The organism is Paractinoplanes globisporus DSM 43857, assembly GCF_000379645.1.
GTDB lineage: Bacteria > Actinomycetota > Actinomycetes > Mycobacteriales > Micromonosporaceae > Actinoplanes > Actinoplanes globisporus.
Genome location: NZ_KB903320.1, coordinates 100,052 through 124,216, shown reverse-complemented (window position 1 = coordinate 124,216; position 24,165 = coordinate 100,052). Strand labels below are relative to the sequence as shown.

Genomic DNA, 24,165 nt, shown 5'->3' with positions numbered 1-24,165 from the left:
GGTGCCAGGTTATCCACAGGCGACGATCCCGGGGTATCGCGGATTGACCCGGGTCGCTACCGTCGGCGACATAGAAGACAGTAGTCGGCCACGCACGGCTAACGTGGTGGCCTACGTCGATACGCCGAGGGTCGTGGTGACCCGTCCCATGGGGATTCCGGCGCCTCGGCGCAAACGATCGAGAAAGCGGGGTGACGACCGGGGTGGCCAGCACACAAGCTGAATCTTCGGTGATGGCGAGTACCGCCACGAAGTTCGACGAGGTCAACGACCAGCTGCAGTCGATGTTGACCACGCTCATGAACGAGCTCTCGACGCTCGAGAGCACCTGGAAGGGCCTCGGCGCGCAGGCCTTCGAGCAGGTCAAGCAGCAGTACGCCGCCGATCTCAAGAGCCTCAACCAGGCTCTGTCGGAGACGGCGACGTCGATCCGCCAGTCGGGTCATGGCTACGACGCCACCGACACCGAGGCCGCCAGCAAGGTCGCCAACAGCGGTGGCAGCTTCCAGCTGCCGCTCTGAGCCGGACGAGAAGGGTTGTGACAGATGGCTAACGACGGGCTTCTTCTCGTCAACTTCGGCGCGCTGCAGCAGGCGAGCGCCGACATCGGCAAGGCCGTGAGCACCATGCAGAGCCAGCTCGACGAGATCGAGCGGGTGGCCGGCCCGCTGGTGAGCACGTGGCAGGGCGAGGCGCAGCAGGCGTACGCCGCGCGTCAGGCCAAGTGGCGTGCCGCCTCCGCGGACCTCACGCAGATCCTGCAGAACATCAAGGCCGCCGTCGACCAGTCGGCGCAGGACTACATCACCACCGAGAAGCAGGCGACCCAGCGCTTCCAGTGAAGCGGGTCGCCGGGCAGAGGCGAAACGGTCGGTCCAGCCGCGGAGGCTGACCCGGCCGTTTCCGTTTAGTCCGTTCTTACGTGTTCGATGTCCCCCGATCGCGTACTGGCCCGGATGGCCGATCTCGCTACGATCGGTGGTTGACTGATCGCCACCAGCGAGCAAAATGGGCCCGTCGGTGACGAACCGGGGCCGCCAGGGGCACGACTTGCCCGTCAGCGTAAAGCCGCCCATTGTGATCGCCGCCTGACCTTGTAGGTTGTACGCGTTGAGATGGCCTCGTCGCGCGGTGGGGAGAGGTGGACGTGTCCGAGTGGGAACCGGCTACGGACGCCGAGGTCGCGATGCGAGATGCGTTGCGCACGGACGACCAAGAGTCGTACTTCCGCATCCTCGCTGGCGTTGACCTGCTGCTGCCGGTCTCGGCCGACGCCCTTCAGGGGCTCGCGCCGCTGGGCTGGGGCACCTGGAGCACCGGCGGCCGCACGCATGTGCTCGCCTTCACGTCGTCGGCCGCGCTGCAGTCGTGCCTGGCCGACTACACCGGCTCGGCCCGGCGAGTGCCGTACGTGGAGCTGGCCGAGACCTGGCCCAACCTCGAGTGGTGGCTGGCGGTCAACCCCGGCCTGCCGATCGAGGGCTACCTTCCGGCCTGGTTCGTCGCCCAGCTGTCCCGCGGCGATCTGCGGCTGCCCACGCGCGGCCCGGGTCGCGACAAGGCGGCCGGACCCGCCCGCATCCAGGACCTGCACTCCGCGGCGGTGGCGGCCAACGCGGCCGTGACCCGCCAGGAGGAGGCCGCACAGCAGCCGGTGAGCGCCGCGCCGGCCGCCGCAGCCGCGACGCCCGCGGGTTACCCGCACCGGGCCACGAGCGTCCCGCCCTCGGCCGCTGCCGCCTACCCACAGCCGATCAGCGCGCCGCCGGTCGCCGCCGCGCCGCCGGCCGCGTCGTCGTTCGCGGCGCCGATGGCCGGGCCGCCCGGCTACGCCCAGGCCGCCGCCGCGACCCGCATGCCGCAGTTCCCGGCCGCCGACGAAAAGCCCGAGCAGGCCGCCGCGCCCGTCTCCGCCCCGGCCGCGGCCGCCGCGCCGGCGCCCGTCTCCGCGCCGCCCGAGCGGCCGCAGGTCGGCCCGGGCGGGCTGCCCATCCGTACCCCGAGCGGGGTCATGCCGAGCGGGCTGCCCTCGCGCACGCCGCCGGCCGCGCCCACCTCCGCCGCCCCGGCGTCGGTGCCGTCCGCCTATCGGCCGCCCTCGGTCCCCGACACGCCCACCGGCGCGTGGCCCGCGCTGCGCTCCGGCGACGACCCGCGCAGCTCGATGCAGCACCCGAGCGGCCCGCTGCCGGTGCGTACCCCGATGGCGAACACGCCGCCGGTCCCCGAGCATCTGGCCGACCAGCCGGTGGCCGAGCCGCCGATGGACCCGCGCTGGTCCGGTCCGGCCGCCGCGGCTCCGGCTCCGGCCCTGCCCGACCTCCCGCTCCGCCATCCCGGAGCGCCCGGCGCCGCCCCGGAGGAGCCCGCCGCGCGCAGCGGCTTCCCGCAAGGCCCCGCGTCTCCGCAGGCCGCCGCGGCTCAGCGTTCGGCGCCGCCGGCGTACGGCCCGCCGCAGCCCGCGCCCGCGCCCGGGTCCGGTGCCCCGCTGCCGCGCCGGCAGTCCGGCCCGGCCAGCGAGCCGGCCCCGATGACGTCGTTCCCGGCCTTCAAGACCCCGGCCGAGCGGGCCACCACTGCGGCGGCCCAGGCCGCCGCGCCGGCCGCCGGCCGTCCCGGGCTTGCCCCGCCGGTCATTCCCGGCTCGCCCGGCAGTGACCGCCCGGCCCGTCTCGGCGCGTCGCAGCCGCCGCCGCTCGAGGTGCGCGGCGCCACTCCCGCGCCGGCGGCGCGTCCGGCCGTTCTGCCGCCCTCGGCCGAGCCGTTCGTCCCGGCCAACGACGTGGAGCGCGAGCTCTACAACGCCGCCGGCGGCCACAACACCGACCAGTACCTCTCCACGCTGCTGCTGGCCGCGGTGCTGGTGCCGGTCGCGCATCACTCGCGCCCGGGCAGCGCGCCCGGCGAGTCCGGCTTCGCGTTCCGCACCGAGCAGATGGAAGGCGAGACCTACCTGGTCGTCTTCACCAGCAAGGACCGGCTGGCCGAGCACTACGCCGAGCCGACACGCACGGTGAGCGTCCGGTTCTACGAGCTGATCCGCAACTGGCCCGACCCGGCCTGGTCGTTCGCGGTCAACCCGGTCGGCCCGATCGGTGCGAAATACCCGGGCCCGCAGGTGATCGCGCTGGCCAGCTGGGCCGCCGACGCCGGGCTCGGCACCGACCCGTCCGACCGCGACGAGCCGCAGGTCCCGGTGCCGGCGCCCGCTCCGGCGAACGACGACGCCCAGCACGCGACGGTCATGCAGAAGACGCTGCCGCCCGAGCACGTCGACTACTACCTCGAGCGCGGGTACGACCGGGTCGCCGGTTTCGTGCACCGGGCCACCGAGGTCGAGCACCTGCGCACCCCGGCCGAGCTGTTCGGCGCGCTCGGCCTGACCTACCAGGGCTCGACGCACCAGGCCGACGCCAAGGAGGCGTACGTCCTGCGCTGGCCTGCCTATCGCCCGAGTCTGTACCGCATCCCCTACGGCGGGCAGAACGAGCAGGCGCTCAAGGCCATGGACGGCTGGGTCATCGAGCGGACCCCGTTCCGCGGCAACGGCTTCGCCCCCGGCGAGGGCCGGGACGTGATCGCCGAGTTCAAGGTGGACAGCGTCCGGCTGCCGCACGGCGCGCAGCTGTGGCGGATCGACGCCGACGGCTCCGAGCACATGGTCGCGATCTTCGACAACGACGGACCGCAGTGGCGCCGGGTGGGTGAGCAGTGATGCGCGACGGCTACGTGGTGACCTGGCAGGGCCGTGAGTTCGACGCGGTCCCCGACGGGGACAACGTGCGGATCTACACGACCCAGCCGGCCGACGGCTTCGAGGAGGTCAAGCCCGGCCGCTACGTGCGGGTGCTGACCCCGGAGGAGTACGACGAGCTCGTCTACGTCCGCACCACCTGCTCGTGGCGGGGTGCGCCGTTCCTGGTGCTCGGGGAGTCCGACAACTGGTTCCGGGTCGAGTACACCGGCGGCCGGGCCCCGGTCGCTCGCCAGCTCGGCCTCGAGGAGTTCGACTTCGGCGTCTACCAGGCGTGGGCGCCCGCGCACGAGATCCGCGACCTGCACGAGCAGCGCATCTAGGTTTCACCGGAAGCTGTCGAACTTGGCCTCCAGCTCGGGGCCGAACGCCTCCGGCCCGGCGTGGCTGGGGTATCCGCCGACCGGCGCGCCCCGGCTCGCGTAGTTCCCGGCGCCGGCTGAGGCCATCCCGGCGTACTCGGCGTGCCCGTAGGACCGGCCGCCCGAGGAGCGGCCGCCGATGTTGAAGAACTCCATCATCGTCTGCAGCTGGGCGGTCTGCGCCGACAGCTCCTCGGCGGTGGCCGCCAGCTGCTCGCTCGACGACGCGGTCTGCTCGGTGACCTTGCCGATCTGGCCCATCGCGATGCTGACCTGGTGCACGCCGGTGGACTGTTCGGAGCTGGCCGCCGCGATCTCCTGGACCAGGTCCGACGTACGGATGATGCTCGGGATTATGGTGTTGAGCAGGTCACCGGCTCGCTCGGCGGTCTGCACGCTGCCGGAGGCGAGCTCGCTGATCTCCTGGGCCGCGATCTGGCTGCGCTCCGCGAGCTTGCCGACCTCGGTGGCGACGACCGCGAAGCCCTTGCCGTGCTCGCCGGCCCGGGCCGCCTCGATCGTGGCGTTGAGCGCCAGCATGTTGGTCTGGAAGGCGATGTCGTCGATGATCCCGATCTTGCTGGTGATCTGCTTCATCGCGTCGACGGTGAGCTGCACGGCCTCGCCGCCCTCGAGCGCCTCGGACTTCGCCTTGGCCGCGATCTCCTCGGTGGCGGTGGCGTTCTCGCTGTTCTGCGAGATGCCGGCGGTCATCTGCTCAAGGCTCGAGGTCGTCTCCTCGACGCTCGACGCCTGCTCGGTCGCGGCCTGCGACAGGCTCTGCGACGCGCCGCTGATCTGGCCGGCCGCGTTGTTGATCTGGGCGGACGAGTCGACGACCGTGCCGACGGTGTCGGCGAGGCGTTCCAGCGCGCTGTTGAGCGCGACCGCCATCTGACCGACCTCGTCCCGGCTGGTGACGTGCAGGCGCTGGTCGAGGCGCCCGGCGGCCATGCCCGAGAGCACGGCGACCGTCTTCTGCAGCGGCCCGGCGATCGACCGGCTGATCAGGATCACCATGCCGAACGTGAACACCAGCGCGACCGCGACCAGGATGATCATCATCATCCGGGCGGCGGTGTACGCGTCCGAGGAGGTCTTGATCGAGGCCTGGGCGGCGGTCCGCTCCGCATCGAGCAGCCGGCCGAGGTCGGTGTCGATGGTGTCCGAGAGCGGGTTCACCTGGCTGCTGACGATCTGGTTGAACGAGGTGAGGTTGTGCGCGTTGGCCGCGGGGATCAGCTTGTTCTGCGCGATCGTCTGGTACGACGTGAACGCCTGGGTGATGGCGTCCCGGTCGGTGTCGTTGCCCGACAGGTCGAGGTCGGCCACGGCCTTCCAGTTGCCGTTGAGGGTGTTGAAGGCGTTCTGGGTCCGGGTGGTGGCCGTCTGGGTGTCCGCGTCGGTCTGGGCGAGCGCCAGCGCGCGGACCCCGAGGCGCACATCGCGGTACGCGATCGCGACCTCGTCGAGGGCTTTCGTGTTCTGCAGGTTCGTGTTGTACATGTTCTTCAGCCGGTTCTGCGCCTGGCTGAGCTGGTAGATGCCGACGGCGCCCATGGCCAGCAGCAGGACGCAGGTGACGACCGCCATCCAGCGCAGCTTCCAGGCAACCGACAGGTTGCGGAACGCGAAGCCGGTCTTCTCCGCCATGGGGATGCTCCTCAGTTGGTCAGCGACTCGCGTCCCCAGCCTAGGTAACTTTGGCTGGATATAAGCGATAAAGATTCATATCCCGGTCCGGGCGGCCGAACTAATGGTCGGATTGTGCGCGACGGACCACCGACCGAGAGGACATGCGGTGACCGACACGTTGGCCCGGGTGGGCTCCGGCCGCTTCCTGACCTTCTCGCTGAACGACGAGGCGTACGCGGTCGACATCTTCCACGTGCTGGAGATCCTGGAGTACCGGCATCTGACCGTGGTGCCGATGATGCCGGCGTTCATCCGCGGTGTGATCAACCTGCGCGGGCGGGCGGTGCCCGTGATCGACCTGGCCATCCGGTTCGACCGGGGCGCCACCACGGTCCGCCGCCGCACCAGCATCATCATCGTCCACCTCGACGACATCGGGCTCGACGACGGCGAGGGCGGCGGCGACGGTGGCGGCGGCCAGGACATCGGGATCCTGGTCGACTCGGTGAACAAGGTGGTGGAGCTCACCGAGGCCGACATCGAGCCGGCGCCGGCCTTCGGCTCGGGCATCCGGGCCGACTACATCAGCGGCATGGCCCGCCGGGACGGAGATTTCCTCATTCTGCTTGACGTCGGTCAGGTTTTGTCGATCAGCGAAATGGTCAGCCTCGGCGACGCAGCCCGGGCGGGGGGCCAGTCCGAGGAAACGACCGAACCGCCAGAAGGACCCTGATGCAGCAGACCTTGACCTACCGAGAGATCGGGCCCGACGAGTTCGCCTACATCACCGGCGTGCTCCACCGGGAGACCGGGATCCGGCTCTCGCCCGGCAAGGAGGCGCTGGTCGCCGGGCGGCTCGACAAGCGCCTGCGCAACCTCGGCATGACCGACTATCCCGAGTACGTGCGGTACCTGCGTACCCAGTCCGCATCCGGCGCCGAGATGGTCCAGCTCATCAACCTGCTGACCACGAACGAGACCTTCTTCTTCCGCGAGCAGCAGCATTTCGACTTCCTGCGGGACGTCGTCGTGCCCGCGCGCGACCGGGGACGGCCGCTGCGTCTGTGGAGCGCGGCCAGCTCGACCGGCGAGGAGGCGTACACGGCGGCTATGGTGCTTTCGGAATCGCTGGCCGAGGGGCCCTGGGAGATCGTCGGGACCGACATCTCGAGCCGGGTCGTGGAGAACGCCCGGCGCGGCATCTATTCGCTCACCGCGGCCGACCGGATCCCGCACCAGCTGCTGCGCAAGTACTGGCTGCGCGGCCGCGACGAGTACGACGGCTCGATGGCCGTGAACCGGCGGCTGCGCGAGCGGGTCCGCTTCCACCACGACAACCTCATGGGGAAGCTCGGCCACCACGGCAAGTTCGACGTGATCCTGCTGCGCAACGTCATGATCTATTTCGACCCGGAGACCAAGCGCGAGCTGATCCTGCGGCTGCAGGAGATGCTGCAGCCCGGCGGGTACCTCATTGTCGGCCGGTCGGAGTCGCTCAACGGCATCCCGTCGCGGCTGCAGATGATCGAACCGTCGATTTACCGCACCCCCGGCCAGTGGCGTGGCTAGTGTCCTGGAAGTGGTGCTGAACCCCGGAGACTTCCACTTCGGCGGCACCGACACCCGCATCCACACGCTGCTGGGGTCGTGTGTCTCGGTCACCCTCTGGCACCCGCGCCTGCGGGTCGGCGGCATGTGCCACTACATGCTGGCGCACCGGCGCGTCCCGGCGGCGCGGCGCGGTCTCGACGGCCGCTACGCCGACCACGCCGTCCGGATGTTCCTGGACGCCATCGAGCGGATCGGCACCCGCCCGAGCGAGTACGTGACCCACCTGTACGGGGGCGGCAACCAGTTCCCGCCCTTCCAGCGCGGCCGTGCCCCCGACGTCGCCAAGGACAACATCGCGGCCGGCCTCAGCCTGCTCGACCGATTCGGCTTCCGGCTCGCGCACACCGACCTCGGCGGCACCGGCCCGCGCCGGCTCAGCTTCGAGGTCGCCACCGGCGAGGTGACGCTGACCTCGGCGGCGGGCCGTCGTTCGAGCGCCGGGAGCCTCCGGTGACCGGCGCGTCGATCGGCGTGCTGATCGTCGACGACTCGGCCGTGGTGCGGCAGCACCTCGCGGCCCGGCTGCGGCAGAGCGGCATCGAGGTGATCGGCGCGGTGGCCGGCCCGGCCTTCGCGATGGAGCACATGAGCCGGGTGTGGCCGGACGTGCTGGTGGTCGACCCGGGATTGGGCGGGCAGTCGTTCCTGCGGCAGGTGATGGCGTTGCGGCCCACGCCGGTGGTGCTGTGCGTGAGCCCGTCGGTCGACGCCGCGGCGCTGACCGCCGGGGTGACCGCCGTGATCACCAAGCCGGACAGCGGCCTCAAGGCATTCATCGACGAGCGCTCCGCCGAGATCGTCGAGGCGGTCCGGTCCGCCGCGACCAACGCTCGCCGGATCCCGCGCCCGGCGACCCCGGCGACCACCGCCGCGAGCCGGGTGGTCGTGCTCGGCACCTCCACCGGCGGCACCAAGGCCCTCGAGATCGTGCTGCCCGCGCTGCCGCGGGCCACCCCCGGCATGGTGATCGTGCAGCACATGCCGGAGAACTTCACCGCCGCCTTCGCCCAACGCCTCAACGAGATGTGCCAGGTGCACGTGACCGAGGCGGCCGACGGCGCCGAGGTGCTGCCCGGCCAGGTACTGGTCGCGCCCGGCGGCCGGCACACCGAACTGGTCCGGTGCGGCACCGGCTACCGGGTACGCGTCTTCGACGGGCCGCCGGTCAACCGGCACCGGCCCTCGGTCGACGTGCTCTTCCGCTCGGCCGCCCGGGCGGCCGGCGCGAGCGCGATCGGCGTGATCATGACGGGCATGGGCGACGACGGCGCCCGCGGGCTGCTGGAGATGCGCCAGGCCGGCGCGTTCACGGTGGCCCAGGACGCCGCGACCTGCGTCGTCCATGGCATGCCCCACGAAGCGGTCCAGCTCGGCGCCGTCCAGCGCGAGGCGCCGTTGACACACATCGCGGAGATGATCCATCGGCATGGCTGAGCTGCTCTGGGCGCTGGGCGCCCTCGCCGTCGGCCTCGGGGCCGGCTTCGTGGCCGGTCGCCGCCGGCCCGCCCCGCCGGCCGAGGTACGCCCGGCCGACGGTCACATCGCCAGCGTCACGCGGCTGGCCGGGTCCCTCGCACCCGTCTGGTCGGCACAGATCGACTCCAGTCGCACCCAGATGGAGTCGGCGGTCAGCCGGCTCACCGAGCAGTTCGCCGGGATCGTGGAGAACCTCGACACCGTGCTCGCCTCGTCGGCCGGCGCGCTCGAGGACGGCCACGGCGGCACCTTCGACCGCAGCCGGTCCCGCCTCGGCGAGGTGGTCGGCACCCTCGACGACGCGCTGGCCACCAAGCGGCAGACCGTCGCCGAGCTGCGCAACCTGCAGACCCTCAACACCGAGCTGCGCCAGATGTCGGGCGAGGTCGGCGCGATCGCCGCGCAGACCAACCTGCTCGCGCTGAACGCCTCGATCGAGGCCGCCCGCATCGGCGAGGCCGGCGCGGCGTTCGGCGTGGTGGCCGACGAGGTGCGCCAGCTCGCCGACCACTCGCTGGGCACCAGCGAGCGGATGGCCGAGAAGGTCGGCCGGGCCGGCGCCACGATCAGCGCGATCCTCGGTCACGCCGAGGAGACCGCCGACCGCGAGGACCGGGCGGTCGCCGGGGCCAACGCCGAGGTGCAGGCCGTGCTCGACGACCTCCAGGCGCTGGTCAACGGCGTACGCGACTCCTCCGGCGACCTCGAGCGGGCCGCGGTCGGCATCCGCTCCGAGGTCAGCCAGTCCCTGACCAACCTGCAGTTCCAGGACCGCATCTGCCAGGTGCTCGAGCACCTGCGGGACAGCGTGACCCGCTTCGCCGAGACCGTCGCCGAGGCCGGGGAACGGGCCCGCGCCGACGCCCCGCCGATCGACCCGGACGAGGCGCTGGCGGCCATCTCGGCCAGCTACACGATGGACGAGGAACGCGAGGCGCACACCTCCGGCCGTGCCGCCGGCGTCCGCGAATCGGAGATCACCTTCTTCTGACCCCGGGGGGACAAGAATGGGGAAGACAATTCTCGTCGTCGACGACTCGGCGTCGGTGCGCCAGGTCGTCAGCATCGCGCTCAAGGGCGCCGGGTACGACGTGATCCAGGGCTCGGACGGCAAGGACGCGCTGAAACAGCTCGACGGCCGTCGCATCCACCTGATCATCTCGGACGTGAACATGCCGAACATGGACGGCATCACGTTCGTCGCGGAGGCGAAGAAGCTCCCCGCGTACAAGTTCACGCCGATCATCATGCTCACCACCGAGTCGCAGGAGGAGAAGAAGAAGCAGGCGCAGGCCGCGGGCGCGAAGGCCTGGGTGACCAAGCCGTTCCAGCCCGAGCAGATGCTGGCCGCCGTCTCCAAGCTGATCGCGCCGTGAGCCAGACTCGGGCCGTCGACCTCGACGGCGAGCTCACCATCCAGACCGCCGCCGAGCAGTGCCCCCGGCTGCTGGCGGTCCTGGACAAGAACACCACGGTCCGGGTCGGGCTGACCGGAGTGACCGAAATGGACACCGCCGGGCTGCAGATCCTGCTCGCGGTGCGGCGGGAGGCCGAGCGGCTCGGCGGCGCCGCCGAGTTCCTCGACGCGAGCGAACCGGTCCGCGAGGCCCTGGCGATCCTGCACCTGGACGCCGGGCTCCGGCCGATCGCTGGGGGCCGGTGATGGCGTTCGACGCCGACGAGGCCCTCGACATCTTCATCACCGAGGCCCGCGAGCTGCTGGAGAGCTTCGAGGAGGGTCTGCTGCAGCTCGAGGCCGACCCGGACGACGCGGAGACGATCAACGCGATCTTCCGCTCCGCGCACACCCTCAAGGGTTCCTCCGGCCTCTTCGGCCTCAATCATCTGGTCGGTTTCGCCCACGTCGTGGAGACCTTGCTAGGCCACGTACGGGAGGGGACGGTCCGCGTCACGCCCGAGCTGATCAGCGTCCTGCTTCCGTGCGCCGACCACATCACACGGTTCGTGGAGGGCGTCGCCGAGGGGCGGCCGGAGCCGAGCCCGGGCGAGGCCGCCGAGGCAGAAGCGCTGCTGGCTCGGCTCGCGCCGTTCGAGCCAGGCGCGGCGCCCGCCGCAGCTGCCGCCGTCTCCGCCGCCTCCGACGCCGCTGATCAGGAACCGGACGGCCCGCGCGGCTGGTACCTACGGCTGCGCTTCGGCCCGGATTGCCTGCGCAACGGCATGGACCCGCTCTCGCTGCTGCGCTACCTGACGTCGCTCGGCACGATCGACCGGATCGCGGTCGACGACTCCGCGCTGCCCGAGGCGTCCGACCTCGACCCCGAGACCAACTACCTCGCGTTCGAGGCGGAGCTGTCGACCGAGGCGCCCAAGTCCGAGATCGAGTCGGTGTTCGACTTCGTCCGCGACGACAGCGACATCCGGATCACCCCGCTGGACAGCGGGGAGTTCGTCGGCCGCATCGAGTCGATGCCCGACCGCGACCGGATCGGCGACGTGCTGCAGGAGAGCGGCGCGGTCACCCCCGGCGAGATCGACGAGGCGCTGCGCATCCAGCGGGAACGCACCCGCGACAGCGGGCCGGTCCCGATCGGGCAGGTGCTCATCGAGGAGGGGATCGCGCCCTCGGCCGTCGTGGAGGCGGCGCTCAGCAAGCAGCGGCGCACCGCGGACACCCGCTCGGGTGACACCCAGACCATCCGGATCGACGCCGGCCGCCTCGACCGGCTCATCGACCTGGTCGGCGAGCTCGTCATCGCGCAGGCCGGGATCAGCGTCAACGATCACCTGTCCGAGGCGCAGGGCGAGGTCACCCGGCTCATCGACGAGGTCCGGCACAGCGCGCTCGCGCTGCGCATGGTGCCGATCGGGATGACGCTGCGCCGCTTCGAGCGGGTCGTCCGGGACGTCTGCGTCACCCTCGGCAAGGAGGTGCACCTGACGATCACGGGCGGCGACGCGGAGATGGACAAGGCGCTGGTCGAGCGGATCAGCGACCCGCTGCTGCATCTCGTGCGCAACTCGCTCGACCACGGCATCGAGTCGCCTTCGGACAGAGTCGAGGCCGGCAAGCCCGCGCAGGGCCAGCTGCGGCTCAACGCGTACCACGATGCCGGCAACATCGTCATCGAGGTCTCGGACGACGGACGCGGCCTGGACCGCGACCGCATCCTCGCGAAGGCGGTCGACCGCGGGCTGGTGGCGGCCGGCGCGACGCTCACCGACCACGAGGTCTACGACCTCATCTTCGAGCCCGGCTTCTCGACCGCGGAGAAGATCTCCAATCTCTCCGGGCGGGGCGTGGGCATGGACGTGGTGCGTCGCAACGTGGCGGCTCTGCGGGGGTCCATCGAGGTCGATTCCGTACGCGGACAGGGCGCCACCATCCGGATCCGGCTCCCGCTCACCCTCGCGATCATCGACGGGTTCCTGGTCGGGGTGGGCGGGTCGTCGTTCATCGTCCCGCTCGACCGGGTCACCGAGTGCGTCGAGTTCCCCACCGGCAACCGCGACCGCGACCACATGAACCTGCGCGGCGAGGTGCTCCCGTTCATCCGCCTGAACAATCTGTTCGGCCTCGACGGCGACGTGGCGCGGCGGCAGAGCGTCGTGGTCGTCGAGCAGTCTGGGCAGCGCACGGGCCTGGTCGTGGACGCCCTGCTCGGCGAGTTCCAGACCGTGATCAAGCCGCTGGGCCCGCTGTTCAGCTCGCTCAAGTGCGTGAGCGGCTCGACGATCCTCGGCAACGGCGACGTGGCCCTGATCCTCGACGTAGGCCCCCTGGTCACCGAGTACGCCGACCTGGAACGAGTCCGCCACGCCGGCACCGGCAACGGCCACCCGTCCCGCCGCCGCCCAGTGCTGGCCGGTCAGCCCGTGACGTAGCAGCCGGACTCGGTCCTCCCATACGCCGATGGTGCGTGCTCTCGGCGCGGTCACAAACTGGGCAGATGCGCGCCCGTCGCCGCATTCTCCAGACGGTAGCCATCCTGGCCGCCGCCGCGGTGTCGCTATGCCTGCCCTCGGCCGCGCACGCCCAGCCCTCCTGCCCCAGCCTCCCGCCTGACGTCCACACCAGAGCCGCGCTCGAGCTGGCGGCGAAGGGTGTCGACGACATTCGCTGGAACACCTCCTATTCGGCCGTCGTCCCGGCAAGCTGGCTTTGGTCGGGCCGTTTGCTCAGCCCGGCCGAAGCGGACGAATTCGTCGAGGCGGTCGCCTGTCTACTGCCGCTCGGTTCCATCGACGTCGAACCGGAGCAGGTATCGGTCAGCCGAACGAAAGACGGCATCGCGGTCATGCTGCCTACGTCCGGTGATCTCTACGGATTCGACTTCCCGCCGGACGGTCCGTGGGAGCTGGACGAGACGAGAACGGTAAGGAGCCTCGGCAAGGGCAAGTGGGCGATGATGCTGCGTACGGGCGGCGACGTCGCCCCGTTCTTCAACGACGTGGTTGTCACTGCCAAGGGCCTTCGGCTCAGCGAGCCGTGGCCGTTGCCGGCGAGTGCTACGGCGACGCGTCTGGAGTGGATCAGGGCCGGAGCAGGTAACACAAGCACTCTGGCGTTTGACGTCGATCCACCCTCGTGGCGACGGATGCAGCAGTTCGTGGTTTCGGACTCCGGCTACGGCGAGGATGCGCCACTCGATGTCGAGGTGCTGGTGTGCTGCCTCGCCATCCTCGTGATTCTGCGACAACTGCGGAAAGCCGGCGATTCTGCGGACCGCCGGACGGCCGACGCCGTTTCCGCTATGCGACGGCGACGTCTCGGAGTGACCGCCGCGGTTTTGGTTGTGCTCAACATGCGGTATGTGGCGTTCGATGTCATGAGCCAGGTTCCCGCTTTACCCGAGCTTTCCTACAGCTGGATAAATGTAACGGTGCGGGGCCTCGTCCTGATCGTCGTCGCGACCGTACTGATACCGCCGAACCGCCGGTGGGTCAGGCGGACTGTGTTGATCTCAACGTCGATCGTCGTCGCCTTCGCGGCCTATTTCTATCCGGCTGAGATGCTGCTGAACGGCCTCGGCTGGCCAGCCGCCATTCTGTTGCTGGGATGGGTGACATCTGGGCTGCTGCCCAATGGTGGTCCGAAGAATGCCCGCGAGCTCGGTCACCGGGTCGCGATCGCGCTGCTTCTTCTTGGGGTCGCTGTGCTCGGTGCTCCCTCGGTCTGGTCCGCGGCACTCGTTTTCAATCTCGCGCCCGTAATTGTCGCCGTCGGCCTGATGATCACCGTTGCCGACCGGCGTCGGCGGATCCCGGTGCTCCTCGACCGAACCGACTGTCTTCTTGTCGCTCTGGCCGCGGGTCTGCTCACGTTGCAGGTGCTGCCGACGCATTACCTCGGCCTGTCGATCAGCGTCGCGACGCCCGCCCTGGTGATCTGCCTTTACGTCGCCATGCGTCTGCCGGGAGTGCTTCTTCGGCGAGCGGACGTCGAGTCCCACCTCGCTGGGGATGTCGGGGATCTGAGCCGACTGCAGACACGGCTGATGAACGCCGAGGAGCGCTTGGAGAACGTCGAAAAGCAGATTTCCACCCTGGACGCCGCCCCGTACCAAGCCACCCACGACGATCTGCGGCGGGAACTCGTCCGCCGTGCGGAAAAGTTGCGTTCCTGGGAGCTGTCCGACGAGCCGCACCCGCAACCACTACCGGCCACGCCTGGCCTGTTCGCGAAGGTACGTTTCGCTGTGCGCCGGTCGGCGCCGCAGGCACCCGAGGTCCCGGCACCGGTGGTGGTGGATCCGCTTCCGCCGGGAATCCGGCCGGTCGACCTCGCGCTGGTGCTGGGCCCGCGTGCGTCCGCCGGGCGCAACGCACGGACCGTCATGCGGTTCGGCCTGCTCCCGGTCCTGGTCTGTGCCGGGATCCAGTGGGGGCAGGAGGAGTTGGGCCCGAACTTCAAATCCGATCGGTGGTGGGATTCCACCCTGTCCGGCCCGAGCCACCTTGCCGATGTCGTCGCGTTCTGGCTCATGCCGTTGTTTGTGCTAGGACTAGCCTGGGGGTGCTTGCCGGGGCGCCGCGGCGCCGGACGCGCGCTGACTGTCTGGGTGCCTTTCGCGCTCGCCATGGGCAGCGCCTGGCTCATTCCGCGCCTGCTGGCGCTGGCACCCGCCGGCCGCTGGGTCTTCTTCACCAGCCTGCTGTTGTTCGCCCTGCTTCTGGCCGCGCTCGCGGCCGACCTGACGACGCTTCGCCAGCTCAGCGGTCGCACCAGGCCATCGGCCAGCGTGGCCCGATTCTACGGCGTCAACAAGCTGGTGACGGCACTGGGCCTTCTCATCCCGCTGCTGGCCAGCGGCCTGACGATCTGGGCGCAGATTCAGAAGGGGGTCCTCGAACAGCCGGCGCCGCAGCAGGAGACGCGCACGACCGGGACCGCGACCCCCACGCCGTGAGGGTCAGCCGGTCTTGAGCCAGCGGAGGATTTCGCCGGTGACGAAGTCGGGGGACTCCTGGTGCAGGAAGTGGCCGGCGTCGGGGATCAGGCGCCACTCGTACGGGGCGATCACGTAGCGGCCGGAGCCCTGGGCGGTGCGGGGGAGGGTGGCCGCGTCCAGCGCGCCGTGCAGCTGCAGCGTGGGGGTGATCAGCGGGTGCTGCATCAGCTTGACGAAGCGGTAGCCCTGCAGGCGCAGCGCGCTGCGGGCCACCCAGCGGTAGGCCTCCAGGGCGCAGAACGCGGCCTGCGGGATCTGCATCGCCTCGCGGCAGCGGTCGACGTAGTCGGTGAATTCGGGGGTCTGCCTCCACTGAGGACCGGCCCAGCGGGTCATCAGCTCGCCGACCAGGGCGGCGTTGTCGCGGGTCAGGATGTGCTCGTAGCGGGGGACCTGGAAGCGCAGGACGGTCGAGGACGCGGAGAGCTGGCCGCGTGGGTCGGCGAACAGGGCCGCGCGCAGCCGCAGCGGGTGCGCGGCGCCCAGCACCACCAGGCGGCTGACCAGCTTGGGGTGGAAGGCGGCGGCCGCCCAGCCGATCATGCCGCCGGCGCCGGCGCCGACGATCATCGCGCTGCGCTCGCCGAGGGCGCGGATCAGGCCGGTGACGTCGGCGGCCATCGTGTAGCCGTCGTAGCCTCGCGGGGGCTTGTCGCTGGCGCCGTAGCCGCGCAGGTCGATGGCGACGGCCCGGAAGCCGGCGTCGGCGACGCGGGTCATGACGTCGTGCCACGCCCACCAGAACTCGGGGAAGCCGTGCAGGAACAGCACGAGCGGGCCGGTGCCGGCCTCGACGACGTGGAACCGGCTGCCGTTCGCGCCGACGAAACGGTGCGTCCAGGGGCCCTCCACCAGGACACACGACTCGTCAACCATGCGTCCAGCCTAGGCTGTGGGGTCGATCCGGGCGGACCGCCGCCTCGACCCGGCACGTTCGGGATCAGCGCAACGGCTCGGCGGCCGTCATTTCCAGCAGTTGGCCGGGGCCGCAATCGATGCGTACGCGCGCGGGGGTGCCCTTGATTTTGATGCGTGAGCCCCGGTCGAGGCGAAGGCCCGCGGTGGAGTGGAGGGCGTAGAGGACGCCGTCGTCGGTCTCCAGCCCGTAGCAGGGCCCGGTGCCACCGGCCGTGACCGTGCCGACGATCCAGCCGGTCGGCTTGTTGTTGTCGGTGAAACCGTTCGGCGGGTGGGAGGCTGCCGGCGACGAGAAGACCGGGGGCGACGGGTCGGACGAAACTGAGGGCTGCGCGCACCCGCCCGCCAGGACGACCAGCATCGCGGCGAGAGCGGCCCGCCCGGCGTACGTCATGGGTCTGTCCTTAGAAAGGCGTGTGGATATGACGCGGCGCCCGGGGAAAGGGTTCCCCGGGCGCCGCAGAAAGGTTGGTCAGGAGACCGCGACCGTCATCGAGGTGCCGTTCTGGCTGAGCACCCCGATCTTGACGCCGACCGCCGGGAGCTTGACGCCCTGGTTCGGCAGCTCGTCGTAGTAGTACTTGCCCTTGTCGTTGAACACCGGGCTGGGCAGCTGCGGCCACACCAGCGACGGCTTGCCGTCGACGTGCAGCAGCATGCCATCGGTCGGGTGCAGGCCGAACGGAGCGTCGTAGACCTGGATCCGGGACCGGAACGGCACGCCGTTGACGTTGTTGAACGGCTTCGGGTGCGCGTCGATGTAGAGGTTGCGACCCGAGCCCGGGTGCTCGTTGGTGTTGTTGTCGGCCTGCGAGGTGTCCCAGTACGAGATCAGCAGACCGGTCTGGTAGTTGTAGTGCTCCACGTAGTCCGGCTTCGCGGTGGCCCAGCCGAAGTTGTACGGCCCGGTCGCCAGGTACTTGTCGTACGACGTGTAGCTGCGGTTGCCGGCGATGTAGTAACCCGGGTACTTGCTGGTGACGCTGGACCCGACGATCGAGAACCCGTTCTGCGTCCAGGTCGTGGCACCCTCGGCACCGTCCGCCAGCACCGTCGCGCCGTCCGCGGAGATCGTCAGCTCGTCGCCGAAGAAGCCGCCCTTCGACACGCCGCCGTCGGTCAGGTAGTGCAGCCGGAACTTGATCGCCTGGCCCGCGTACGCGTCCAGCGGAACCGCGATGTCCGCCCACGCCCCGGCCGAGTCACCGGTGATGGCCGGGTGGTTGCTCGCGTCGACCGGCAGCGCCGCGCCGTTGATCGTGCCGTTCAGCGCGGTCCACGTGCTGCCGCCGTCGGTGGAGGCCTCGAAGTACAGGTAGTCGTAGTCCTGCTCGATGTTGTACCGGCCCTTGAGCGTGAAGCTCGCGCTGGTCTTGCCGGTCAGGTCGATGTCGTGGACGAGCGACGTCTCCAGGTCGTCCGCGTTGCCGGAGAAGAACTGCTTCGTCCCGGCGAACGGGGCGCCCAGCTCGGTCGTGACCGGCTTCTCCGGCAGCGTCACCACCACGGCCTGCGGCTTCTTGGAGTTGTACTCCTCCGGCCCGAGGTTCACGATCTTCTTCTGGCCGGCCTTGACCGGGGTGTAGTTGAGCCAGTTGAGCTGGAGCTTGTTCCACGCGCCCATGTCGCCGGGGCGGGTGCCCAGCGCCTCACCGGGCGCGTTGAGCCGGCTCTGCGCCATCAGCGTCCAGTACTCGTTGTTGTTGTCGCCCAGGCCGCTGGTGTCGTAGTCGTCCGGCAGGCCGAGGTCGTGGGTGTACTCGTGGGTGAAGACGCTCAGGCCGCCGTTCTCGGGCTGCATGGTGTAGTCACCGATCCAGATCCCGGTCGTGCCGAGCTGGGTGCCGCCGAGCTTGTTGCCCGCCGGGCCGGTGTTGCCCGCGTCGCTCGAGTACGCGTACGAGCGGTGACTCCAGATGGCGTCCTCGCCCTGCTGCGGGTCGCCGTCGGCCTGGTCGCCGCCGGCGTGGACGATCTGGAAGTGGTCGAGGTAGCCGTCGGGCTCGTTGAAGTTGCCGTCGCCGTCGAAGTCGTAGCGGTCGTACTGGTCGAACGACTTCAGGTCGGCGGTCACGTCGGCGAGGCTGCGGCCGGCGGCCAGCTGGTCGGCGACCCACTGGTTGGCGGCGTCGCGCACGAGGTTCCAGACGTTGGTGCAGACGTGGCTGCCGCAGACGTCGCGGCCGTAGCGGGCCTCGTTGTAGCGGACCTTGACCCAGTCGGTGACCTCGCCGTCGACCGAGTAGCGGCCGGACGACTGGCTCTGCATGTACGTCTTGAGCGACTCGGTGTTCGTACCGGTGCCGAAGTACAGCTGCTGGTAGTGGTCCTGGTTGTAGTCCGCCTGCCACACCGTGCTGTTGTCGACCGTGCGGTCGGGCGCCGGGATCTTGTTGTTCAGCGGGCCGTCGAAGGTGGTCGGCCCGGCGGTGTTCGGGTCGGAGTCGACGTCCGGGTAGCTGGGGTGCCGCTCGTTGCCGAACTCGGCCAGGATCACGAAGATCCGGTCGGTGCGCTCGCGACTGAGCTCGACGTACTGGTCCTTCTTGCCGTGCCGGCCGACCTTGACGACCTGGCTGCCGTTCCGGTCCACCGGCTTGGCCCGCCCGCTGACCACATCGGACACCGCCTGTGCGCGCAGCGCACGACGCTTGTCCTCCAGGGGGCTGGGCAGATCGTCGACCCCCGCCGACCTCGCGCCGGGAACCGCCGTGACCGGCTCTACCGGTGGTGCCGCCTGGGCCACCGCCGGGAGCAACGCCCCGACGCTGGCGACCATCGCGGCGCCGAGCAGTCCAGCGACTACTTTGCGCACCACGCTTTACCTCCGCTTATGGCGCCGGGCGCTAAGGGGTGCGGCCCGGCAGAAAAACGACCCCGGGGTTCGGGGCAGGAGGTAAACGTATGTAAAGACAGCGATGGCTGGGCGGAATCGATATAGATCAGTTACGTGCTATGGGAGATCCATAACGCCGAAAGGGGCCGGCGTGAGCCGGCCCCCCTCGATGCGATATGGCCTAGTCCTCGGGTTTGGCGGTCTTCATCCCGGCCGAGATCAGATCCATCACTGCGGAGTCCTGCAGCGTGGTCACGTCGCCGAGCGAACGGTGCTCGGCCACATCCTTGAGCAGCCGCCGCATGATCTTGCCGGAGCGCGTCTTCGGCAGCTCGGCGACGAGCATGATCTGCCGCGGCTTGGCGATCGGGCCGAGCGTCTTGGACACGTGGTTGCGCAGGTCGACGGTGAGCTGTTCGCCCTTGTCGCCGTCGGTGTCCACATTGCCGCGCGGGATCACGAACGCCACGATCGCCTGGCCGGTGGTCGGATCGGTCGCGCCTACCACCGCCGACTCGGCGACGGCCGGATGCGAGACCAGCGCCGACTCCACCTCGGTGGTGGAGATGTTGTGGCCGGAGATCAGCATGACGTCGTCGACCCGGCCCAGCAGCCAGATCGCGCCGTCCTCGTCCTTCTTCGCGCCGTCGCCGGCGAAGTAGACCCAGTCGTCGCCCTGACCCGCGCCGGCGCCGAACCGCGACCAGTACGTGTCGATGAACCGCTCGTCGTCGCCCCAGATCGTGCGCAGCATCGACGGCCAGGGGTCGCGCAGCACGAGGAAGCCGCCGCCACCGTTGGGCACCGACTGCGCCTGGTCGTCGACCACGTCGGCGGTGATGCCCGGCAGCGGGGTCATCGCCGAGCCCGGCTTGGCCACGGTCACGCCGGGCAGCGGCGAGATCATGATGGCGCCGGTCTCGGTCTGCCACCAGGTGTCGACCACCGGGGTGCGGTCGCGGCCGATGTTCTTCCGGTACCAGATCCAGGCCTCCGGGTTGATCGGCTCGCCGACGCTGCCGAGAATGCGCAGCGAGGACAGGTCGTACCCGGCCGGGATGTCGTCGCCCCACTTCATCATCGTGCGGATGAGCGTGGGCGCGGTGTACAGAATGGACACCTTGTACTTGTCGACGATCTGCCAGAACCGGTCGCGGCCCGGAGTGTCCGGCGTGCCCTCGTACATGACCTGGGTGGCGCCGTTGGAGAGCGGGCCGTACACGATGTACGAGTGGCCGGTGACCCAGCCGATGTCGGCCGTGCACCAGTAGACGTCCGACTCCGGCTTGAGGTCGAAGACGGCGTGGTGGGTGAACGACGCCTGGGTCAGGTAACCGCCCGTGGTGTGCAGGATGCCCTTGGGCTTACCGGTCGTGCCCGAGGTGTAGAGGATGAACAACGGGTGCTCGCTGTCGAACGGCTGCGGCTGGTGCTCCGGGCTGGCCTGCTCGACGGTCTCGTGCCACCACTTGTCCTTCTCGCCCCAGGCGACGTCCTGGCCGGTACGGCGGACCACCAGCACGTTCTCGATGCTGGGGCACTGGGCGACGGCCTCGTCGACGGTCGGCTTGAGCGCCGAAGGCTTGCCGCGCCGGTAACCGCCGTCCGCGGTGATCACGAGCTTGGCGTCGGCGTCCTTGATCCGGGTGGAGAGCGCGTCGACCGAGAAGCCCCCGAAGACCACGCTGTGCGTCGCGCCGATCCGGGCGCAGGCCAGCATCGCGACCGCGGCTTCCGGGATCATCGGCAGGTAGATGGCCACCCGGTCGCCGGCGCCGACCCCGAGGTCGGTCAGCGTGTTGGCGGCCTGGCTGACGCTCTTCTGCAGATCGGCGTACGTGATGGCGCGGGTGTCGCCGGGCTCGCCCTCCCAGTGGATCGCGATCTTGTCGCCGAGCCCGGCCTCGACGTGCCGGTCGACGCAGTTGTAGGCGACGTTCAGCTCGCCGCCGATGAACCACTTCGCGAACGGCGGGTTGGACCAGTCGAGGACCTGGTCCCATTTCTTCGCCCAGGAGAGCCGCTCGGCCTGTTTGACCCACCAGGCGAGGCGGTCGGCGGCGGCCTCTTCGTAAGCATCGGCCTTGACGTTGGCGTCCACCGCGATCTGTTCCGGCGGCGGGAACTGACGTGTCTCCGATGACAGGTTCGCCAAAGTCTCGCTCATCAGGGCGGCTCCTCTTCACTGGTCTTCTTCGTTGCACATTAGTTACGCCGGAGTGCCTCGGCGACACTGCGGCCGGGCAGCGCGCTCGACGGCGCCAAAAGCGCGCTGGATGACCGATGGCTGATTGGTGCTGCGCGAATCTTGCCAGCTACGAGCTGCTTCGCGCATCCGGTGTTTCGCGTTTCTTACCGGCTACGGTGTGCGGGTGGATCCTCTTGCCCCGCTTCTCGACCTTGCCGACGTCGCGCCCGCCCTGGCCGGAGCCCGCGAGCACGCCGACGCCGCCATGCGGCACCGGGCCCTGCGCCGGCACGGCGGTCAGGTCGCGGCCGAGGTCAGCCTGCGGGCGGCCGTCGCGAGCGCCGCGCTCGAGGGCCATTCCTACGACCTGGAGGAGGTACGCGGCGGGACCGTCACCGATCCGGTCGTGCAGGGCGCGCTGCGGGTCGCCGAGGGGCTCACCGGGCTGGTCGACCTGTGGCCGCGCGCCCCTCGCCAGGTGCTGGCCAAGCTGCACGTCCTGGCCGCCCGCGGCGTGGTTTCCGCCAACGACCTCGGCCGCCTGACGTCCGGCGCCGACCGCATCGACGCCCTATCCGCACTGATCACGAAAAATGGGGAAAAGTCCGACCCGTTGCTGCTGGCGGCGATCGTCCACGCCGAACTGATCACCCTGCGCCCCTTCGCCGGGCCGGCCGGTGTGGTGGCGCGAGCGGCGGCCCGCCTCACCCTGATCGGCCGGGGATTCGACCCGCGCGGCCTCATCGCCGCCGAGCTGGGCCACCTTGCCCGCGAGCCCGAATACGTCGGATCGTCGGGCGCCTACGCCACCGGCACCCCCGACGGCCTCCGCTCGTGGCTGCGTCACTACGCCGCCGCGGTCACGACGGCCGCCGACGATCTGACCCTCATCGGCGATGGTGTCCTGGCCACGGCCTGATCGGTCAAACTTCCGTCGACTCCGGTCCCCGTGGACGTCCCCGCTGGGATACTCGCTCTTGTGGACGAAATCTGGACCCGTCCCTACTCGCCCGGCCCCGGCCGCTGGCTGATCATCGCCTGGGAAGCGGCAGCCCTCGGTTTCCTCGCCTGGGTCGCCGTCCGCGAGTTCGAGCTGGCCGGCCACAGCGTCCGGTTCGTCGCCGGCACGCTCGCCGCGATCTGGGTCATCGGCGCCCACCGCATCCTCCAGATGGGCGCCTACGTCGGCGCCACCGGCCTGCGCATCCACGGCCTGCTGCGGTCGCGCACCATGCCGTGGCGCGACATCGCCCACGTCCGCCTGCACAAGGCCACCCACCGCGTGGGTCCCTGGCAGATCGAGAGCGGCCTGACCGTCCTGATCGACCGCCACGACGGCTCCACCGTCAACACCGAGCTGTGGGCCCAGGGCATCGATTTCCACTCCCGCCCGCGCCTGTTCCGCGCGGTCTACCAGGAGCTGCGCTCACGCCATCAGGCCGCCCAAAACCCTTCCTAAGACCTTTTCCCGTACGAGGCGAGCACGAGGCGCTTGCCTTCCACGTGGGGCTGGGTGCAGCTCACCCTCCGCGCACAACACCGGGCTGTCCCGGCCCAAGACCTGCGCAAAATAGAGCCGGCGTCCCGCTAGGGGCGCCGGCTGTAGCGCGTCCGGACCGGGTTATCAAGCGTGCACCTGGGTCGTTGTCGACAGTCCTGAAACCTCTCGGCTCAGGTCCCGCCGCAACGTGCCTGCCGTGGCTGATCGCGCGTGGGTTCCCGGTGGCCGTGCACGAGTGCCGATGCGTGGTCCCGAAGTCTCGGACGCCTCCGAAGCTCGAGAAACCCGACCCCCGGTTTTCCCGGCTCCAGGCCCTCCGCAACGGTTCTCGCCAGTTCTTTCTACGCCGCTCGCCGCTTGATCGCCAGGCCTTCAGGGCGGCAAACCTGGCGTAACAGATTAGTCAGACCAAAGCCATTCGCGCTGCTCACTGGCCCTGTGATGACCATGGACGTGACTCCCTGCGCAGGTCGCGCCACGTTCCGAGACTGAGCCGGCGGGCGCTCACACCGTACGGGAAATGGTTAGACCTCGGCCCGGGAGCGCCGGTGGCGCGCATAGATGGAGAGGGCAATTGCCGCCCCTACCCCGACGCCCAAGGCGGCTGCCACCGGCACCGCGGGACCACCTCGGAGGCGTCGGCCGAGCGGGATCGGATTACGGAACTCGAGGATCGGCCACGTGTTTTCCAGGGCCGCCCGGCGCAGGGCGCGATCGGGGTTGACGGCGCTGGGGTGGCCGACGGACTCGAGCAACGGCAGGTCGCTGGCCGAGTCGGAGTACGCGTAGCAGTCCCCCAGGTCGTAACCGCGCTCGGCCGCCATCTTGCGCACGCCGACCACCTTGTTCGGCCCGGCCGCGTAGAACTCGATCTCGCCGCTGTACCGCCCGTCCACGATGCTCATCCGGGTGGCGATCACGTCGGTGATGCCGAGCAGGGCGCCGATCGGGCGGACCATCTCCTCGCCCGACGCCGACACCAGGACCACGTCGCGGCCGGCCGCCTGATGCTCGCTGATCAGGGTGGCGGCCTCGGCGTACACATAGGGGTTGATGAGCTCGTCGAGGGTCTCGGCGACGATCTGCTGAACCTGCTCGACACGCCAGCCCTTGCACAGCGCGGCCAGGTAGTCGCGGGTGCGAGCCATCGCGTGCTCGTCACCGGCGCCGCCGAGGCGGAACATGAGCTGTGCGTAAGCGGATTTGACGACGTCGCGCCGGCTGATCAGGCCGTCACGGTAGAAAGGCCGTCCGAAGGCCAGCGCGCTGGACTTGGCGATGACGGTCTTGTCGAGGTCGAAAAACGCGGCGCTGCGCCCCACGGGCCGAAAGTGTAGCCGCAAGTGGCTCATCACCGCCGTCCCCGACTCGCCGGGCGCGGGCGGTGGTGACGCGCTGTGAAAACCGTCAGACGGGCAGCACCCTCGCACTGACCCACAATCGGTACTCGACGTGTGCGCCTTTCGTGAGG

At 70.0% G+C, this 24,165-nt stretch carries 21 protein-coding genes; 15 read left to right on the top strand and 6 right to left on the bottom strand.

Translation table 11 applies throughout. The features are described 5' to 3' along the window. The first annotated feature begins 191 nt into the window (after window positions 1-191). The 4 genes from A3CQ_RS0133910 to A3CQ_RS0133895 all read left to right on the top strand — a co-directional run bounded on the left by A3CQ_RS0133910 (window position 192) and on the right by A3CQ_RS0133895 (window position 4,077). Entirely contained in the window at window positions 192-521 is a 330-nt protein-coding gene (locus A3CQ_RS0133910) for a WXG100 family type VII secretion target (protein ID WP_281171528.1), read from the top strand. A gap of 24 nt (window positions 522-545) precedes the next feature. Continuing rightward, window positions 546-842, top strand: coding sequence for a WXG100 family type VII secretion target (locus tag A3CQ_RS0133905; RefSeq protein ID WP_020515399.1), 297 nt, complete (start codon window positions 546-548; stop codon window positions 840-842). Window positions 843-1,147: 305 nt separating this feature from the next. Next, window positions 1,148-3,715, top strand: a complete 2,568-nt coding sequence (locus A3CQ_RS63765) for an SseB family protein (protein ID WP_026206515.1) — start codon at window positions 1,148-1,150, stop codon at window positions 3,713-3,715. After that, window positions 3,715-4,077, top strand: coding sequence for a UCP033725 family protein (locus A3CQ_RS0133895; RefSeq protein WP_020515398.1), 363 nt, complete (start codon window positions 3,715-3,717; stop codon window positions 4,075-4,077). Before A3CQ_RS63765 ends, A3CQ_RS0133895 begins: the two co-directional genes overlap by 1 nt. A 3-nt stretch (window positions 4,078-4,080) precedes the next feature. On the opposite strand, the gene A3CQ_RS55010 is transcribed toward A3CQ_RS0133895, so the two are convergent. Further along, window positions 4,081-5,769 carry a methyl-accepting chemotaxis protein gene (locus A3CQ_RS55010; RefSeq protein ID WP_020515397.1) on the bottom strand — a complete coding sequence of 563 codons (1,689 nt, stop codon included), beginning with the start codon at window positions 5,767-5,769 and terminating at the stop codon, window positions 4,081-4,083. Window positions 5,770-5,917: 148 nt separating this feature from the next. On the opposite strand from A3CQ_RS55010, the gene A3CQ_RS0133885 reads away from it, so the two are divergent. From A3CQ_RS0133885 to A3CQ_RS0133845, 9 genes are all read left to right on the top strand, one after another. Further along, on the top strand, window positions 5,918-6,484 hold the full coding sequence (locus A3CQ_RS0133885; protein WP_020515396.1) for a chemotaxis protein CheW: 567 nt from the start codon (window positions 5,918-5,920) through the stop codon (window positions 6,482-6,484). Then, the gene (locus A3CQ_RS0133880) at window positions 6,484-7,320 is read left to right on the top strand and encodes a CheR family methyltransferase (protein ID WP_020515395.1); all 837 of its coding nucleotides are present in this window, start codon (window positions 6,484-6,486) and stop codon (window positions 7,318-7,320) included. Before A3CQ_RS0133885 ends, A3CQ_RS0133880 begins: the two co-directional genes overlap by 1 nt. Window positions 7,321-7,330: 10 nt before the next feature. Beyond that, window positions 7,331-7,816, top strand: coding sequence for a chemotaxis protein CheD (locus A3CQ_RS55005; RefSeq protein ID WP_020515394.1), 486 nt, complete (start codon window positions 7,331-7,333; stop codon window positions 7,814-7,816). Further along, a complete protein-coding gene (gene cheB, locus A3CQ_RS0133870) occupies window positions 7,813-8,796 on the top strand; it encodes a chemotaxis-specific protein-glutamate methyltransferase CheB (RefSeq protein ID WP_020515393.1) in 984 nt (327 codons plus the stop codon). The genes A3CQ_RS55005 and cheB overlap by 4 nt, the downstream gene beginning before the upstream one ends. Next, on the top strand, window positions 8,789-9,829 hold the full coding sequence (locus A3CQ_RS55000; RefSeq protein ID WP_020515392.1) for a methyl-accepting chemotaxis protein: 1,041 nt from the start codon (window positions 8,789-8,791) through the stop codon (window positions 9,827-9,829). The genes cheB and A3CQ_RS55000 overlap by 8 nt, the downstream gene beginning before the upstream one ends. Window positions 9,830-9,845: 16 nt before the next feature. Beyond that, the gene (locus tag A3CQ_RS0133860) at window positions 9,846-10,214 is read left to right on the top strand and encodes a response regulator (RefSeq protein WP_020515391.1); all 369 of its coding nucleotides are present in this window, start codon (window positions 9,846-9,848) and stop codon (window positions 10,212-10,214) included. After that, window positions 10,211-10,501 carry an STAS domain-containing protein gene (locus tag A3CQ_RS0133855; protein WP_020515390.1) on the top strand — a complete coding sequence of 97 codons (291 nt, stop codon included), beginning with the start codon at window positions 10,211-10,213 and terminating at the stop codon, window positions 10,499-10,501. Before A3CQ_RS0133860 ends, A3CQ_RS0133855 begins: the two co-directional genes overlap by 4 nt. Continuing rightward, on the top strand, window positions 10,501-12,684 hold the full coding sequence (locus A3CQ_RS0133850) for a chemotaxis protein CheA (RefSeq protein ID WP_020515389.1): 2,184 nt from the start codon (window positions 10,501-10,503) through the stop codon (window positions 12,682-12,684). The genes A3CQ_RS0133855 and A3CQ_RS0133850 overlap by 1 nt, the downstream gene beginning before the upstream one ends. Window positions 12,685-12,749: 65 nt before the next feature. Beyond that, window positions 12,750-15,209, top strand: coding sequence for a DUF6185 family protein (locus tag A3CQ_RS0133845; protein WP_020515388.1), 2,460 nt, complete (start codon window positions 12,750-12,752; stop codon window positions 15,207-15,209). A 3-nt stretch (window positions 15,210-15,212) separates the two neighbouring features. On the opposite strand, the gene A3CQ_RS0133840 is transcribed toward A3CQ_RS0133845, so the two are convergent. From A3CQ_RS0133840 to acs, 4 genes are all read right to left on the bottom strand, one after another. Beyond that, window positions 15,213-16,127 carry an alpha/beta fold hydrolase gene (locus A3CQ_RS0133840; protein WP_020515387.1) on the bottom strand — a complete coding sequence of 305 codons (915 nt, stop codon included), beginning with the start codon at window positions 16,125-16,127 and terminating at the stop codon, window positions 15,213-15,215. 64 nt (window positions 16,128-16,191) lie between these two features. Continuing rightward, window positions 16,192-16,563, bottom strand: a complete 372-nt coding sequence (locus tag A3CQ_RS0133835; RefSeq protein ID WP_020515386.1) for a hypothetical protein — start codon at window positions 16,561-16,563, stop codon at window positions 16,192-16,194. 78 nt (window positions 16,564-16,641) lie between these two features. Beyond that, window positions 16,642-18,948, bottom strand: coding sequence for an immune inhibitor A domain-containing protein (locus A3CQ_RS0133830; RefSeq protein ID WP_020515385.1), 2,307 nt, complete (start codon window positions 18,946-18,948; stop codon window positions 16,642-16,644). Window positions 18,949-19,186: 238 nt separating this feature from the next. Then, window positions 19,187-21,172: an acetate--CoA ligase gene (gene acs / locus A3CQ_RS0133825; RefSeq protein WP_020515384.1), complete on the bottom strand. Its 1,986-nt coding sequence runs from the start codon at window positions 21,170-21,172 to the stop codon at window positions 19,187-19,189. A 199-nt stretch (window positions 21,173-21,371) separates the two neighbouring features. Between acs and A3CQ_RS0133820 the strand changes: the two genes are divergently transcribed. Both A3CQ_RS0133820 and A3CQ_RS0133815 read left to right on the top strand, forming a co-directional pair. After that, complete coding sequence (locus A3CQ_RS0133820; protein WP_026206510.1) at window positions 21,372-22,112, top strand: Fic family protein; 741 nt, start codon at window positions 21,372-21,374, stop codon at window positions 22,110-22,112. Between the two features lie 60 nt (window positions 22,113-22,172). Next, entirely contained in the window at window positions 22,173-22,652 is a 480-nt protein-coding gene (locus tag A3CQ_RS0133815) for a PH domain-containing protein (protein WP_020515382.1), read from the top strand. A gap of 566 nt (window positions 22,653-23,218) precedes the next feature. Here A3CQ_RS0133815 and A3CQ_RS0133810 read toward each other — a convergent pair. Then, a complete protein-coding gene (locus A3CQ_RS0133810) occupies window positions 23,219-24,016 on the bottom strand; it encodes an HAD family hydrolase (protein WP_020515381.1) in 798 nt (265 codons plus the stop codon). Window positions 24,017-24,165: the final 149 nt, after the last annotated feature.